The organism is Haloplanus rubicundus (genome assembly GCF_003342675.1).
GTDB classification, from domain to species: domain Archaea; phylum Halobacteriota; class Halobacteria; order Halobacteriales; family Haloferacaceae; genus Haloplanus; species Haloplanus rubicundus.
On the sequence record NZ_CP031148.1, the window covers coordinates 3,300,031 to 3,315,518 of the forward strand.

Sequence of the window (15,488 nt, forward strand, 5' to 3'; positions counted from 1 at the left end):
CTCAGAGCGCCCCCTCCAGACTCGTCGCGACCGACCGCGCCTTCTCCGCGAGGGCCTCGGACACCCACCCGGCGGCGACGGCCGCGTCGAGTTCGTCGTCGTCGACGCGGCGCACCTCGCCGTCCGGTCCCTTCACCACGTCGACGTGGAGGTCGACGTAGCGGACGGCGTCCGGGAAACACTCGACGGGCGTACAGACGTTGACGTAGGTGCCCTTCCGGTCGCCGTCGGCGCCGCGGTAGACGGTGGGGTACCACCACCGCCCCTCGCGGACCTTGGTGATCGCCACGTCGCCGGCCGCACGGGAGACGCCGAGGGCGTCGTAGCTGCCGCCCGCGGTCATCTCGCGGCGGAGCGTGAGCGTGCCGTCGGCGTCGCGGTCGGTCACCTCGGCGCGCCCGAGGACGATCCGTCGGCCGTCGGGCTTGCCGTGGTCGAGGCGGACGGCGTCGCCCGCGGCGGGACCGAAGGTGTCGGTGACGGCCGAGAAGTCGAAGTCGTCGCCGTCGTGTGAGCCGAGCGCCTCCACGAAGTCGACGGCGCGACTCGCCTCGTCGGAGCCGGCCTTGACCCGGTGGTGGCCGGGCATGGTCGGCGTCACGGCCCGGCGGTCCGCATCGAGAGCGAACCGCGCCTCGCGCCCGAACCACACCCACGTCGTCGCGGCAGGGGCGGCGAGGCGCCGAGATGGAGAGACGGCCGCGTCGAGCGCCGCCTCCAGCGTCTCCGCGCGCTCGGTCGCCCGTTCCAGCGCCGTCTTCAGGGCGCCCATGTCGGCCTCGGTCGCCGCGTCACTCCAGACGAGCCCCCAGCCGTCGGGGGGTTCGATCCCGAGGAGGTCGGTCATGCCCGCGAGTTCGCGCCCGGCCTCGTCGTCGTAGGTGTCGACGGTGACGCCCGACTCGCCACGGACGAGCGTCGCCGGGCCGGCACGGGCGCGAACGTCCCCGTCGAGGACGGGCCGGCGGTCGACCCACGGCGCCGCGGACTCGACGACCTGAACGCGCACGTCGTCGCCGGCCTCGACGTGCGCGTCGATGCTTCCGAAGGGGAGAAAGCCCTCGGCGTCGCCCAGGTCACAGACCGCACCGCTCCCCAGCGTCTCGGTCACGCGGGCGTCGAAGACGGCGTCGCGGGGCGCGGGCGAGTCCCACGCGAAGGTGTCGCGGGTGGCGTCGAGGGGGTCGACGGCCCGCTTCACGGCGTCGGGGTCACCGGTCACGCCGACGCCCTGCCGGTCGTCGGTCGTCTCGACGGTCACGTCGTGGGGATCGGTCCCGAGGTCCGCGTCGAAGCGCTCGCGGATGGGGTCGGACGCGGCGACCACGTCGTGGTCGGCGTCGAGAAAGCGGCGCGTGAGCGCCGTCGTGTAGATGCCGCGAATGCGGACGTTCATGCGGGGCGGCCGCGGCGCCCGGTCGACGGCCGCGGGGCAGGGAGTTCGTCGTCCATCACACCCCCGCTTGGTGCGGAGGGGTTTTCACTTCGACGAAGACCGACGGCGGGCGAACGCCAGGAGCGCCACGAGCGCCACGAGCGCGGTTCCGGAACCGAAGCCGTCGCCGGTCGTCTCGGTCCGCGTCGCACGGTCGGTCGCCCGGCGCGTCCCGCCCGCGGCGGCGGCCGTCCCGTCGGCGGAGGCGGTCGGCGTCGCCGTCGAGGGCGTGGCCGTCGGGATTTCGGTCGGCGTCGCCGTCGGCGCGGGCGTTGCCGTCGCCGTCACCCCGCCGAGGCGAACCGTCCGCACCTCGATGGCGTCGCCAGTCTCGACCCGAAGGGCGTACTCGCCGGGGGTGACGCCACCCACGTCGACGGTCGTTCGCCAGCGACCCGAGGCGTTCACCTCGGCGTCGCCGACGGCGGCGGTCCGCGTCCCCTGCCGGAGGTCGAGGACCAGCGTCGTTCCGTTCTCGCGGTTGGACGTGCCCGCGACGACGAGTTCGTCGTCGCCGGGACGGACCGTCTCGACGGTCACGCGGGGGTCGGACGCGGTGACGTTCAGCGCGAGAACCCGGTCGTCGACGCCGGCGCCGCCGTAGGCGTCGCGGACGATCGCTACGGCCTGAGCGGGCGTCTCAGAGCCCGTGAGTTCGCCCCGGATCGCCTCGGCGTCGCCGCCGTCGTCGAGGGCGAAGTCGGCGTCGCGGCCGGCCGTCACGAGGAGGATTCGATAGCGACCGGTCGTCTCGACCCCGTCGACGTCGAAGTCGAAGTCGTCGTCGTCGCCGACGGTCACGTCGTGGGCGTCGACGGCGCCGCGGGGCGAGACGACGTACGCCCGGACCGTCTCGCCGGGACCGGGCGCGCGGCCCACCACCGTCACCTCGTCGCCGACGCCGGCCGCGACGCGCGACTGCGAGACCGACGCCGACGGCGACGGATCGGTGGTGGTGATCGCCGCCCGTCCGACGGCGTCGAAGTCGTGGAGCGTCGACTCGGCGATCCGGTCGGTCGAGCCGAGACGGTCGTCGCCGGGGTCGGCGACGGCCGCGATTCGGTACCGGTCGGGCACGGTCAGGGCCGCGCGGGTGTCGAGGTCCACGTCCCAGGAGCCGTCGTCGTCGACGCTCGTCTCCGCGAGTTCGTCCGCGTCCGCGTCCTCGTACAGCGGCGCGTACTCGTCGCCGATCCGGGCGTAGAGTTTCACGTCGTCGGCGCCGCGGGCCGTCCCCGAGACGGACACCGTCTCGCCGACAGGCAGGGTCGTTCGCGCGGGTGCCACCGAGACGCGGCGGTCGGTGACCGTCAGAGGGACGCTCGCCTCGTCGTCGCCGGCCACGCTCTCCGCCACCGCCACGTCGTGGGTGTCGGCGTCCAGCCGCTCGGTGTCGATTTCGACGCGCGCGAAGCCGTCGGATTCGAGCGACACCTCGGCGTAGACGACCCCCGCAGAGACGTCGGCGCCGACGAGGGCGAGGCCCTCGCCGCTCGGGAAGACGGCCTCGGCGGTGGGACCGCTCACCGTCGTGTCGTCGGCGAGGGCGTCGGCCGGGAGGCGGACGTACCGGAGCGCACCCGGCGGGCCGCTGACCGTCGCCACCGTCGACTCGCCGCGGGCGACGCGGGTGCGACTCAGCGAGACGGTGCGTGCCTCCGGACGGACGCGAACCGTCGCCGTCCCGTTCACGTGGTCGAGGTCGTCGGCGCCCTCGACGCGGACGGTGTAGGTGCCGACCGAGAGGTCGGCCACGTCGAGCCGAACGGTCTCGTCCTCGGACGCGAGCGTCGGATCGGCCGTGAGTTCGTCGGTGATCTCCAGGCCGTCGGGGTTCTCGACGACCACCGTCGCGTCGTCGGCGGTCTCGAAGTTGAATCCCGGGTCGACGGTGAGCGTCTCGACGCTCGGCGGGACGGAGGAGCCCGACACCTCGGTGCCCTCGGCGGTGTCGCCGGGGTAGAGTTCGACGTCCCGTACGGTCGGGCGCTCGACGACGAGCACCGAGGTGTCGTCCCCGGGCGTGAGGGCGTAGGTGCCGGTGACGAATCCGTTGCCGCGGCTCACGTCGGCCGTCAGCGCGTTCTCGACGGTCGCCACCTTGCCGTCGGCGCCGCCGCCGTTGCCGTAGAGTCGCTGGCGCTCGCCCGCCGCAGCGGCGCCGTCGAGGCCCGTCAGGTCCACGTCCTCCTCGCCGAGAAAGAGGGAGGCGTCGGCGGCCGTGACGCTCCGGTCGCTGTCCGGTGCCGAGGCGGTGACGGTGCCGACGGCGCCGTTCGCGTCGGTCGCACCGTCGCCGTCGGCGTCGACCGTCGCGGTGAGGTCGTACTCGCCCGTCCGATCGACGGCGACGCCCGAGACGGTGGCCGTCACCGTCACCGTCTCCGGGTCCGTGCCGGCGTCGTCGTTCCACGAGACGACGACGGCGTTGGCCGCGTCGTCGACGACGGCCCCGACGTTCGTCGCGTTCGGCGTGGCGCCCTCGGCCGTCACCGTCGCGCCCGAGAGGTCGAGGGCGGTGGGAACGGAGACGGTGACGTTCGCGCCGGTCGTCCCGTCGGTCGTGTTCACGCCCGTCGCGTTCACCGAGAGGTCGAGTGTCGTCGTATCGCCGGTCGAGACGCTCGTCGGGGAGACGGACGCGTCGCCGAGGCCGACCGCCGCGGCGCCGACGGGCGCCGCGGAGACGAGCAGGAGCGAGAGGACGAACGCGAGCGTCCCCGCGCGGCCGACGCCAGTCATCGCCGCACTCCCGCGGCGGCGGCGAGAACCATCGCCACGAGCGCGGCGATGATCCCGAATCCGGGCGCGCTCCCGGGAGTAGGTGTGGTGGTGGCCGTCGGCGGGGCGTCCGTCGTCGCCCGCGGCGTGGACGTTGCGGTGGCCGTCGCGGTGGCGGTGGCCGTCGCGGTGGCGGTGCCCGTCGGCGTCACGTTCGCCGACCGGTTGGTCGCTTCCTCCGGGTCCGCGACGGCGAGCAGCAGCGTCGAGAACCCGGTGGTGCGGGCCTCGTAGACGTAGGTGTCCGACGCGTTCGTCGCGTTCACGCGCGTCGTCCGCAACGGCGTCCAGTCGGTGCCGTTCGCGCGATAGAGCGTCACCGTGTCGGGGTCGGCGTCGCCGAGTCGGCTTCGGTTCACCGCGAACTGGAGCGTCAGGTGGTCGACGTCGCCGGCGAAGATGCCGTTGCCCGAGAGGCGCACCGACTCGAGGGCGCGGGTTCCGTTCGGTGCCGACCGGTTCCCGCCGTCACGGAGGCGGAGTTCGAAGGTGGGGTTCAGCGTCGAGAGCGTGACGTTCACCCGACTGACCTGCGCCGTCGCGTTCCGGCGGGGTGGAAGGTCGAAGCCGACCTGACGGGTGCGCCCGAGATTGGTCGCCTGCAGGCTCGTGGTTCCGTCCGGGAGCCGCTCGACCGTCGTTCCGCTCGCGCCCTCGAGTGCGCCGGCGTCGATCCGATCCTCGATCTCCGTCTCGTAGACACCCGGGTGGAAGGTGCGCACGAGGCGAAGCACCACGTCGACGGATCGGGGGGCGGCCTGACTGACCAGGTCCGCGTCGAGTAAGACCGCGTTGCCCTCCTCGGCGGCGACGGTCCCCTCGTAGGCGGCTTCGGACGGAACTCGGGCCGTGTCGTACTCGTCGCTGCTCAGGAGCACCCACTCGGGGTTCGCGATCACCACCGCCTCGGCGTTGACGGGGTAGAAACCCTCGAGATTGCCCGATTTGTTCAACTTAGGGTAGTCAGCCGCGACGTTGTCGCCGCCCGCCGTCTCGATGATGTCGTGGATGAAGGTGTTCGTGCCGGTGGTGTAAGCGAAGAACTCGTAGAGCACCCGCGGCCGCTCCACGTCCGCGACGGCGTCCTCGACGATGCCGATGCGTCGCTCCATCGTGTCGGCGCGTTCGTCGGCGCCTTCACACGCCCCGACGAGTTCGCCCGTCAGTCGCGTCTTCGCGACGACGTCGTCGAGGCTCTCGGACGCTTCGAACTTGTACACCGTCAGTCCGGTGCTCCGAAGCTGTTCGACCGTCGAGTCGTCGATGATGTCCGGCGCGAGCACGAGGTCGGGGTCGAGCGCGATGGTCCGCTCGACCGTCGCGTCGTCGTTGCCCGTGCCGACAGTCGTCCGCTCGTCGGCGCCGGGGAGGTAGTCGGCGTACGTCGAGACGCCGACCACGTCTCCCCACGCGTCGATTTCGTACATCGTCTGTGCCGCGCTGGGGTTGAGCGTCACCACCTCGTCGGGGTCCTCGGCTATCGTGACCGGCGTCCCCGTCGCGTCCGTCCGCGTGACGGGGAACGCACAGTCCCCGTCGGCCGCGGCCGTCCCGACGCCCGGCGATCCGAGCGTCGCGACGAGAACGAGGGCGACGACCACCAACCGTGTCGTGTGCATATCCACCCCGACCCGTTTGAACAGTATAAATTTACCTAACGCAAGCGGAGTTGAGTTTTCGGTGGGCTTACCCACGCCCGCGCCAACGGAGTCGTCATGAGTCCGTTCGACGCCGATCCGGTCGCCCGCGTCCGGCGGGTGTTCGAGCGCCACGCGGCGGTCGGCCTCCACCACGGCGCGCAGTTGGCGGTCTACGACGGCGGGGAACTCGTCCTCGACCTGGCGACGGGCACGGTCGGCCCCGACGGTCCGGAGACGACACCCGACCGCCGGCACGTCCTCTTTTCCTGTACCAAACCCTACGCCGGCGTCTGTCTGCACCAGTTGGTCGAGCGCGGCGCCCTCGACTACGACGACCCGGTCCGCGACCACTGGCCCGCGTTCGCCGCGGCGGGAACCGAGAAGGCCGAGGCGACGGTCCGACACGTCCTCAGCCACCAGGCGGGCCTGCCCTACGGTCCGTTCGACGAAGCGTACGACCGGTGGGACGACTGGGAGGCGGCCGTGGCGGCGATGGAGGATCTGGAACCCCGGTTCCGCCCCGGATCGACCGCCGCGTACCACGCCCTCAACTACGGCTTCCTCGTCGGCGAACTCGTCCGTCGCGTGAGCGGCCAGCCAATCGACGAGTACGCCCGCGAACACGTCTTCGAGCCGCTGGGGATGACGGATACGTCCATCGGCCTGCCCGACGACGACCCGGACGACGCCGCGACGCTCGCCGGCTTCGCGGCGGGTGAGCGCTGTCGGAACGCGGGCGTCGGGCTCGACGGCCGGGAAGACGAGGCGGCCGCCCTGTTCAACCGGGAGTCGATCCGCCGGGCCGTCGTCCCGGCGGCGACGGGCGTCGGCACCGCCCGCGACATGGCGCGCTTTTACGCCTGCCTCGTCAACGGCGGGGCACTCGACGGGGTTCAACTGCTCGACCCCGACACCGTCGAGACGGCGACGAGCGTCCAGGTCGAGGTGGAACGGGACGCGACGATGAAGGTGCCGCGGCGGTACGCCCTCGGCTTCGAACGCGCGGGCACCGCGTGGGACAAGTACGGAACGCTCGCGCCGCGGACGACGTTCGGCCACGGCGGCCTGGGAAGCATCGTCGGCTGGGGCGACCCCGAGTCCGGGCTGGCGATGGCCTACGTGACGAACGGCATCAGAGAGGAGACGGAACACGCCGGGCGGGCGTGCGAGATGGCCGACGCCGTGCGGCGGGCGTTCGGCGGGTGAGGACATCGTCGACGGGGCGCAGGTCCCGAGAACGTGAAATCATACACACATAATTTCAGTTCTATTTATCATCGAGTAGCGCCATACGTATCCGTGAATCGTGACACACAACGCCGACAGGGGCGGTCGCGTCGGAGCGTCCTCCGAACGCTCGGGGTGGGAACGGTCGTCTTCGGGACGGGAGTAGCGGCGCTGTCCGGGCGGGCGCTAGCCATGAACAAGGCGGAGTTGATCGAGGCCATGGCGAGCGAGGCCGGCCTCTCGAAGGCGGACGCGAAACGCACGGTGGACGCCATCACCGGCGCGACGACGAAGGCGCTGAAGAAGGGTGACCGGATAGCGGTGGTCGGCTTCGGCTCGTTCAGGACCTCCAAGCGCGCGGCACGGGCCGAGGCTGCCGGCAAGCAGACGACGGTCCGCTTCGAGCCGTGCCCGGCGTTCGCCGCCGCGCTGGATCTGAGCCCGGGGAAGGGCGACGACCGCCGGAATCAGTCGTGCCCGGCCGAACGGACCGCCGACCTCGTCGTCGACGCGGCGCTGATAGCGAGCGAGACGCGCCGTGGCTCGGATCGTGGGCTGTCCGAAGCGACTGCGGGGAAGGCACTCGACGCCTTCGTCGACGCGACGGCGGCGGCGTTGCGCGGGGACGACGACGTCACGTTGGCGGGGTTCGGATCGTTCAGCATCTCCAAACGGTCGGCACGGACCGGCCGGAATCCACAGCGCGAGAAGGAATCCTCGGCCAAGAACGAAGTCAAGTTCAAGGCCGGAGCCGAACTCTCCAAGGCGGTCAACTGAGTTCGGAGGTTCCCGTTCGACGGAACCCACTACCGATCCGTGTCGCACCGACCCGCGGGTGCGCGATTGCGCCGACCCCGAACGATCCGGCCGTGGGTACGACCCCGCGTGACCGACGCCTTTCGGTCCGTTCGGCCCAGTACCATAATATTACTGATACTTTATTGCCTCAGCGGACGTTAGACAACTGGGTGTCTAGTATGGCAATCAAACAAGCAGAAGACGGTGTACGAGCGGCGTCGGACGGGTTCTACGACGCGCTCACGCGGATGGCGAACGGCGACGCACAACCGATGAGCGCGTGCTGGTCACACGGCGACGACGTGACCACCATGCATCCGATCGGCGGCCGTGAAGTGGGCTGGGACGAAGTCGAGGCGTCGTGGCAGGGAGTCGCCGACGTGGCCGAGGGTGGGGAAGTCAGGCCGAGCGACCGACTCGTCCGCGTCTTCGGTGACACCGCGTACGAACTCGTCACGGAGAACGCGTCCATGTCACTCGGCGGGGAACAGATCGACGGAGCGTACCGGGCGACCAACGTGTATCGCTTCGACGACGGCGAGTGGCGGATCGTCCACCACCACACCGATCTCGATACGGAGTTCGTCGAAGTCCTGCAGCGCCTGAACGCCTAGTCGTCGCTGGCGGCCTTCGCCGGCTTCCGGCGATCCGAGCGCGGCCCCGTCAGATCGACGTCGGGCAACAGGTCGCGCAGATACCGACCGGTGTGGGAGTCGTCCAACTGCGCCACCGCCTCGGGCGTCCCCGTCGCCACGACGTCGCCGCCGCCCTCGCCGCCCTCCGGCCCGAGGTCGATCACGTGGTCGGCGTTCTTGACGAGGTCGAGTTCGTGTTCGATCACCACCACCGTGTTGCCGGCGTCGGCGAGGCGATGCAGCACCTCGATCAGCTTGCGCTCGTCCTCGGGATGCAGGCCCGTGGTGGGTTCGTCCAGCAGATACAGCGTCTCGCCGGAGTCTTTCTTCCCCAGTTCCTCCGCGAGTTTGACGCGCTGGGCCTCGCCGCCCGAGAGGGTGGTCGAGGGCTGGCCGAGCTGCATGTAGCCGAGGCCCACGTCCTGGAGGAGTTCGAGACGCCGACGGATGCCGGGGTTGGCCTCGAAGAAGTCGAGCGCCTCGTCGACTTCCATGTCGAGCACGTCCGCGATGGTCGCGCCCTTGTAGGTCACGTCGAGCGTCTCGTCGTTGTAGCGGGCGCCCCCACACTCCTCGCAGGGGACGTACACGTCCGAGAGGAAGTTCATCTCGATTTTGACGTTCCCTTGCCCGCCACACTCCTCGCAGCGGCCGCCCTTGACGTTGAAGGAGAAGCGACCCTTCTCGTAGCCGCGCTGGTTCGCCAGCTTGGTCTCGGCGAAGAGTTCGCGGACGTGGTCGAAGACGCCGGTGTAGGTGGCGGGGTTCGAACGCGGGGTGCGCCCGATGGGCGACTGGTCGATGAGCCGCACCGTCTCGATGGCGTCGAAGCCCTCGATGGCGTCGTGGTCACCGGGGTCGACCGAGGTGTTGTCGTTCATCTCCCGCGCGAGGCCCTTGTAGAGCACGTCGTGCATGAGCGTCGATTTCCCGGAGCCGGAGACGCCGGTGATGGCGACGAACTGCCCCAGCGGGATCGAGACGTCCACGCCGGCGAGGTTGTGCTGGCGGGCACCACGGATCGTGAGGGCGCCGTCCTCGGGGTCGCGTCGCTCCTCGGGCACCGGAATCTCGCGGCGGCCGGCGAGGTAGTCCGCGGTGATCGACTCCTCCGAGGCGACCACCTCGTCGAAGTCGCCCTGGACGACCACCTCGCCCCCGCGCCGGCCCGGGCCGGGACCCATGTCGATGACGTTGTCGGCTCGGCGCATCGTCTCCTCGTCGTGTTCGACGACGAGGAGGGTGTTGCCCAGGTCCCGAAGCCCCTCCAGGGTGTCGAGCAGGCGGTCGTTGTCGCGCTGGTGCAAGCCGATGGAGGGCTCGTCGAGGACGTACAGCACGCCCACCAGCCCGGAGCCGACCTGCGTGGCCAGTCGGATGCGCTGTGACTCGCCGCCCGAGAGGGTCGCCGCCTCGCGGTCCAGCGTGAGGTAGTCCAGTCCCACCTCCTCCATGAAGCCGAGACGGGCGCGAATCTCCTTCAGAATCTCCTCGGCGATGGTGCGTTCACGCTCCGTCAGGGCCGACTCCAGCCCCTCGAAGTGCGCGAGGGCGTCCGCGATGGACATGCGGTTCACCTCGGTGATGGCCGTCCCGTCGACGAGGACGGCCCGCGAGGCGGGTTTGAGACGGGTGCCGTCACACTCGGGACAGGTGGTGACGGCCATGAACTCCTCGATGTGGTCGCGGGTGTTGTCGGAGTCCGTCTCGACGTGTCGGCGTTCGAGGTTGCCGATCACGCCTTCGAAGGGCTGTTCCTTCCGGCGGACGCCGTTTTTCGTCGTCCACTCGAAGAGCACGTCCTCGTCGGTGCCGAAGAGGAAGGCGTCCTGCACGTCGGGATCGAGGTCCTCGAACGGCGTGTCGACGGAGACGCCGAAGTGTCGCGCCATCGAGTCGAGCTGTCGACGATAGTACGACCGGTTGTAGCTCCACGGCTCGAAGACGTTCTTCAACGGCTTGCTCTCGTCTTCCACGACGAGGTCGGGGTCGACCTCCTTCGCGTTGCCGATGCCCTCACACTCCGGACAGGCGCCGTGTGGGCTGTTGAACGAGAAGCTCCGCGTCTCGATTTCGGGGATGTCGATGCCGCAGTGGGTACAGGCCAGATCCTCGGAGAACTCGACGACGAGGCGGTCGGGCGTCTCGTCGGTCTCCGTGGTGTCGGCGTCGGTGTCGGCGGCGGCCAGATCACCCGTCGACCGCGCCGTCGAGCCGCCGAGTTCGACGCCCCCGGGCGGGTCGGGAAGAATCACCTTCAGGACGCCGCCGGCCTCCGCCAGGGCCGTCTCCACCGAGTCCGTGATGCGCGAGCGGGCCTCGGGATCGATCTTCACCCGGTCGACCACCACGTCGATCGTGTGGTCGTAGTTCTCGTCCAGTTCGGGGCGGTCCATCGTGAGATCGTAGGGCTCGCCGTCGACTTCGACGCGGCTGTACCCCTCGCTCACCAGGTCGTCGAAGCGGTCCTCGAAGGCCCCTTTCTGGTCGCGGACGACGGGGGCACAGAGCTTCGCCTTCGTCCCCGCCGGGAGCTCGAGGAGTCGACTCACCATCTGACTCGCGCTCTGTTCGCCCACCTCGCGCCCGCACTCGGGACAGTGGGGGGTGCCGACGCGGGCATACAGCAGGCGGAGGTAGTCGTGGAGTTCGGTGACGGTGCCGACCGTCGAGCGGGGGTTGTTGGCGGCGTTCTTCTGGTCGATGGAGATGGCGGGTGAGAGCCCCTCGACGGCTTCGACCTGCGGTTTGTCCATCTGCCCGAGGAAGTTGCGGGCGTAGGCCGAGAGTGACTCGATGTAGCGTCGCTGGCCCTCGGCGTACACCGTCTCGAAGGCGAGCGACGACTTGCCCGAACCCGACAGGCCGGTGACGACGCTGAACTCCTCGCGGGGGATGCGGACGTCGAGGTCCTTGAGGTTGTGTTCCTCGGCCCCGCGAACCTCGATGTAGTCCTTGCTCATCTACGGCCGACTGAGGGCCGGACCGCCGAAACGCTGTCGGTCGCGGGCGACTACGACAGCTTCTCGCGGCTGATCGCGACGCCCGTCGGCGCGACGATGATCTGGTCGTCTCCCTTCTGGACCACGTCGCCGTCGACTTCGCGGGCGACCTGTCGGAGGTCCTCCAGAATCCGGTCGACCACGCTGTCGCTCGGACTCATCCGCGTGATGTCCGCGATGACGAGGTCACCGTCGTAGACGGCGTCCTTGATCGCCATGGCGTCTCGCTGTTCGCTGATCTCCGCGATGTGTACGCTCATCCCCGCCTCAGCTCGCGCCGTGTCGAAGTCGTCGAGGCTCAGTTCCACGTAGTCCTCGGTGCTGTGGGTGCCACCGCCGCCGAGGATCTTGCTCATGATGCCCATGGTAGGTACAGGAACCACCGGCTCAATAGTTCTTGCGTCAGACGTACGGGCACGACGCCCCCGTCACGACGCTTTTGCCTCCGGCACGCGTCCCCCCACCATGACCTACAGCATCTGCGTCCGGGAGCGGGCGTCCGACGGGTGGCGCTTCGGCGTCGCCGCCGCGGCCCGCGTCCCGGCGGTGGGGGGCGTCTGCCCGCACGCGAGCGACGCCGGCGCCGTCGCCGTCGCGGGCGTGACCGACGCCGACGTGGGGACGCGAATACTCGACGCCGTCGCCGACGGACACCGCATCGACGACGCCATCGACGCGATGGCCGCCGAGGAGGGAGCCACCCACCGCCAGATCCACGGCGTCGGCGTCGAATCGGCCGGCGCCCACACCGGCGCGGACTGCCAGCCGGTCGCGGCGGACCGCGTCGGCGACGGCTACACCGTCGGGGGGACCGCGATGGCCGACGAGGTGGTGCTCGACGCGCTGGAACGGGGATACGCCGAGAACGAACGCGACGCGCCGCTCGTTCGCCGGCTACTCACCGCGCTCGCGGCCGGGGAGCGTGCGGGCGGCGACGGACGCGACCTGCCGGTCGGGAGCGCGGCGGTGGTCGTGCGGACCGGCGACGGGGGCGACCCGCTCCATCACGACCTGCGCGTCGACGCGAGCGAGACGCCGGTGGCCGACCTGCGCGACACCTACCGGCAGGCGAAGCGGGGGTACGAGGCGGCGGTCGAACGCTACACCGAGAACTCGTAGAGGTCGTCACCGACGTGGTGGACGGACTCGATTACCTTCCCCGAGTCGCCGACGAGGTCGGCGCCGGGTTCGAGGGCGCGGCCGACGGCCAGCGCCTTGCCGTGGGTCTCCTCGACGATGGCGACGAGGTCGCCGGGGGCGATGGCCTCGTCGGCGTCGACGATGCCGGGGCGCATCACGTCGGCGCCGTCGCTGACGAACTGGACGGCGCCGGCGTCGACGGTGACGACCCGCCGTTCTGGGGGGTAGGCGTTCGCGCCCCGAACTGTCAGGAACGGGTCGCCGTCGACGTAGAAAACCGACGGCTCGCCGTCGACGAGGACGAGGTCGAACTCGGTCCCGACGAGGTCGACGCGTTCGTAGGTGTCGCCGTCGAGGGTGACACCGAGGGCGTCGTCGAGGATCGTCTCCAGGTCCCGTATCTCGTCGCTCCGCAGGTGATGGCGGGATTTGACTTCCATAGCGGACGGTGGGTCGCTCGGCGGATAATACTGATTATCGCGCGCCGTCGGTCGCACGTCGGACGCGTAACAAACGCTAAGTGGGCGTGGTGCCTGCCTTCGCGCATGTGGCGCTCCGGATCGGATGGGGGGCGGGATCGGAAGACGGTCGTCTGTATCGCGTGTGGCGCGTCGCTCCTCCGATCCGATGCCCGCGAGTACGACAAGGAAGGCGACCGCTGGAGCCGACACGGCAAGGAGTTCGAACACCTCTGTAAGGAGTGTTACCGGAACCTCTGTCACCAGCCACGGGACGAACTCGAAGCGTTGCTGGTCGAGATCGGCGACGGGGAGTCGCTCTCGCGGACGGACTTCCTCGAACGCTACTACGGCGCCGTCGAGGAGCGGTACGGCTCGGCCGAGGAACCCGAATCCTGAACGCGGACCCGTCCCGTACCGCGACACCGCGCCCGACACGTCTAACTACCCGTCACGTATAGTCCGGGGCATGACGAACGATTCCGACGCGCAGGCGCAGGCCGGGACGGCCGAGGGCCAGGGACCGGTCGAAATCAGCCCGGCCGAGGCCCGCCAGTTACAGGAGAAACGCGAGGACCTGTTCGAGGAGTTCGAGATTCGGGACGCCTTCCCGCCCGACGTCCTCCGCGAGGCACGTGAGCGAACGGAGGGCGTCCAAGGAGAGATTCAGGACGAACTGGAGCACCGGGAGGACCTCCGGGACCTGACGGCGTGGACGACCGACCCCATCGACGCGCAGGACTTCGACGACGCCATCAGCGTCCGCGAGGAGGAGGACTGCTACCGGCTGTGGGTCCACATCGCGGACGTGACCCACTACGTCCATCCCGACTCCGCGATGTGGGAAGAGGCCGTCCAGCGGGGCAATACGGTGTATCTGCCGTCGTACACCATCCACATGCTCCCACCGACGCTCGCGGAGACGGTGTGTTCGCTCGTCCCCGACGAGGACCGTCTCGCCCACACCGTCGAGATGGAACTCGACCCCGAGACGCTCTCGTTCGAGACCATCGACATCTACAAGTCCGTCATCCGGAGCGACGAACGCCTCACCTACAGCCAGTGTGAGAAGCGACTGGAAGACCCCGACGCACCGCTCCACGAGGAGAACACCCTGGCCTTCGAGCTCGCCGACAGGATGCACGAACAGCGCAAGGAAGACGGGTCGCTCGTCCTGAACCCCCGGCGTGACCGCGCGCACACCATCATCGAGGAGTGCATGCTGAAAGCGAACAAGGCGGTGACCCACGAACTGATGTGGAACCGCGGCGTCGAGGCGATGTACCGCGTCCACCCCCAGCCGACGCCGGACCAGTGGAACGACGCCCTCCGCGAGATTCAGGAACTGAACGGCGTCTCCATCCCCTCCGACAAGTGGGACGACCCCCGGAAGGCGGTCAACGGCGCCCTCGAAACCGCGCCCGACCGGATGCTCTCGAAGATTCAGCGTGCGGTCCTGAAGGTGATGCCCCGCGCGAAGTACATGAACGACCCCTTCGGCGGCCACCACGCCCTCAACTTCGACATCTACGGCCACTTCACCTCCCCCATCCGCCGACTCTCCGACCTGATCAACCACTGGATCGTCCACGAGAACGACGTGCCCGAGGATCTGATCGAACTCTGTGACCGGGCCTCCGACCGGCAGAAGGACGGCGAGACGGTCGAACGACTCTACAAGGGGTTCATGGAGGAAATCGGCCTCGACCCGTACGCGGTGAACAACCGCGGCGTCGTCACCGTCGACGAAGACGGCGAGGTGGTAAACGACGAGGGGCTGCCGCCCGAAGAGGACTGAGACGGAGTCTTGTACGTCAGTACCGGTTATTCGCCGGACTGTCTCGGCGAACCACCGGTACGCAGTTACAGTAACCCGTATGATAGGGGTTGTCGTCACTGTCGAAGAATTCTCGTCGGATCGTCCAGGCGAGAATCGCTGCTGACTTCCGAGAATCCCTACGAGCCGCTGCAGTTTTAGCCGTTGAGAACTGGGGCGGTACGTTTGTATAGTGAACCGATCCTGTTGTTCTTGCCCCATCGTGGGGCCGCCGAGTCGGATCGACCATGCATCGACTCCACCTCGGCGCTCCTTTCGTACCGCGAACGAGGCGGCTCTCCCCCCGCCTCGCGGGTTTCGGAACACGTGGCGCGATCCCGGTCTCGTGTAAGAGGAATTCGTGGACCTGAAGCTATAGGTCGTGAGAGCCGTGAAGGCCGCACCCGTCCGGGACCAGATGGTGGCACCTGCCGCTTCCGTTTCGGGAGCGTCGTGACCGAAGCGGTGGGGCCTCGTATGGGACGATGGTACAGGGAGTGTTCGAGGCCCCACCGAGACGATGTCCTGGAGGTTTGAATATATAAGGGACAATCAC

General features: G+C 69.4%; 12 protein-coding genes. 6 read left to right on the top strand and 6 right to left on the bottom strand.

Annotation, left to right across the window (positions count from 1 at the left end; translation table 11 throughout):
• Nucleotide 1 precedes the first annotated feature (1 nt).
• The 3 genes from DU484_RS18060 to DU484_RS18070 all read right to left on the bottom strand — a co-directional run bounded on the left by DU484_RS18060 (nucleotide 2) and on the right by DU484_RS18070 (nucleotide 5,835).
• Nucleotides 2-1,396 carry a DUF402 domain-containing protein gene (locus DU484_RS18060; RefSeq protein ID WP_114606618.1) on the bottom strand — a complete coding sequence of 465 codons (1,395 nt, stop codon included), beginning with the start codon at nucleotides 1,394-1,396 and terminating at the stop codon, nucleotides 2-4.
• An 84-nt stretch (nucleotides 1,397-1,480) separates the two neighbouring features.
• On the bottom strand, nucleotides 1,481-4,177 hold the full coding sequence (locus DU484_RS19695) for a hypothetical protein (RefSeq protein ID WP_157969594.1): 2,697 nt from the start codon (nucleotides 4,175-4,177) through the stop codon (nucleotides 1,481-1,483).
• Entirely contained in the window at nucleotides 4,174-5,835 is a 1,662-nt protein-coding gene (locus DU484_RS18070) for a PGF-CTERM-anchored ABC transporter substrate-binding protein (RefSeq protein WP_114606619.1), read from the bottom strand. Before DU484_RS18070 ends, DU484_RS19695 begins: the two co-directional genes overlap by 4 nt.
• Nucleotides 5,836-5,931: 96 nt before the next feature.
• On the opposite strand from DU484_RS18070, the gene DU484_RS18075 reads away from it, so the two are divergent.
• The 3 genes from DU484_RS18075 (at nucleotide 5,932) to DU484_RS18085 (ending at nucleotide 8,495) form a co-directional block, all read left to right on the top strand.
• Nucleotides 5,932-7,062, top strand: coding sequence for a serine hydrolase domain-containing protein (locus tag DU484_RS18075; protein WP_114606620.1), 1,131 nt, complete (start codon nucleotides 5,932-5,934; stop codon nucleotides 7,060-7,062).
• 93 nt (nucleotides 7,063-7,155) lie between these two features.
• Nucleotides 7,156-7,860: an HU family DNA-binding protein gene (locus DU484_RS18080; protein ID WP_262342811.1), complete on the top strand. Its 705-nt coding sequence runs from the start codon at nucleotides 7,156-7,158 to the stop codon at nucleotides 7,858-7,860.
• 200 nt (nucleotides 7,861-8,060) lie between these two features.
• Nucleotides 8,061-8,495: a YybH family protein gene (locus DU484_RS18085; RefSeq protein WP_114606621.1), complete on the top strand. Its 435-nt coding sequence runs from the start codon at nucleotides 8,061-8,063 to the stop codon at nucleotides 8,493-8,495.
• Here the strand turns inward: DU484_RS18085 and uvrA are convergent.
• Complete coding sequence (gene uvrA, locus DU484_RS18090) at nucleotides 8,492-11,479, bottom strand: excinuclease ABC subunit UvrA (protein ID WP_114606622.1); 2,988 nt, start codon at nucleotides 11,477-11,479, stop codon at nucleotides 8,492-8,494. The genes DU484_RS18085 and uvrA overlap by 4 nt on opposite strands.
• 50 nt (nucleotides 11,480-11,529) lie before the next feature.
• Entirely contained in the window at nucleotides 11,530-11,883 is a 354-nt protein-coding gene (locus tag DU484_RS18095) for a cell division protein SepF (protein WP_114449059.1), read from the bottom strand.
• A gap of 100 nt (nucleotides 11,884-11,983) precedes the next feature.
• Here DU484_RS18095 and DU484_RS18100 point away from each other — a divergent pair, with 100 nt between their 5' ends.
• Complete coding sequence (locus DU484_RS18100; protein ID WP_157969219.1) at nucleotides 11,984-12,637, top strand: DUF1028 domain-containing protein; 654 nt, start codon at nucleotides 11,984-11,986, stop codon at nucleotides 12,635-12,637.
• Here DU484_RS18100 and DU484_RS18105 read toward each other — a convergent pair.
• Nucleotides 12,619-13,098, bottom strand: a complete 480-nt coding sequence (locus DU484_RS18105; RefSeq protein ID WP_114606623.1) for an RNA-binding protein — start codon at nucleotides 13,096-13,098, stop codon at nucleotides 12,619-12,621. The genes DU484_RS18100 and DU484_RS18105 overlap by 19 nt on opposite strands.
• Before the next feature lie 105 nt (nucleotides 13,099-13,203).
• Here DU484_RS18105 and DU484_RS18110 point away from each other — a divergent pair, with 105 nt between their 5' ends.
• Nucleotides 13,204-13,515, top strand: coding sequence for a DUF7562 family protein (locus DU484_RS18110; RefSeq protein ID WP_114584296.1), 312 nt, complete (start codon nucleotides 13,204-13,206; stop codon nucleotides 13,513-13,515).
• A 70-nt stretch (nucleotides 13,516-13,585) separates the two neighbouring features.
• Nucleotides 13,586-14,914, top strand: coding sequence for a ribonuclease catalytic domain-containing protein (locus tag DU484_RS18115; RefSeq protein WP_114584297.1), 1,329 nt, complete (start codon nucleotides 13,586-13,588; stop codon nucleotides 14,912-14,914).
• The last annotated feature ends 574 nt before the right edge of the window (nucleotides 14,915-15,488 follow it).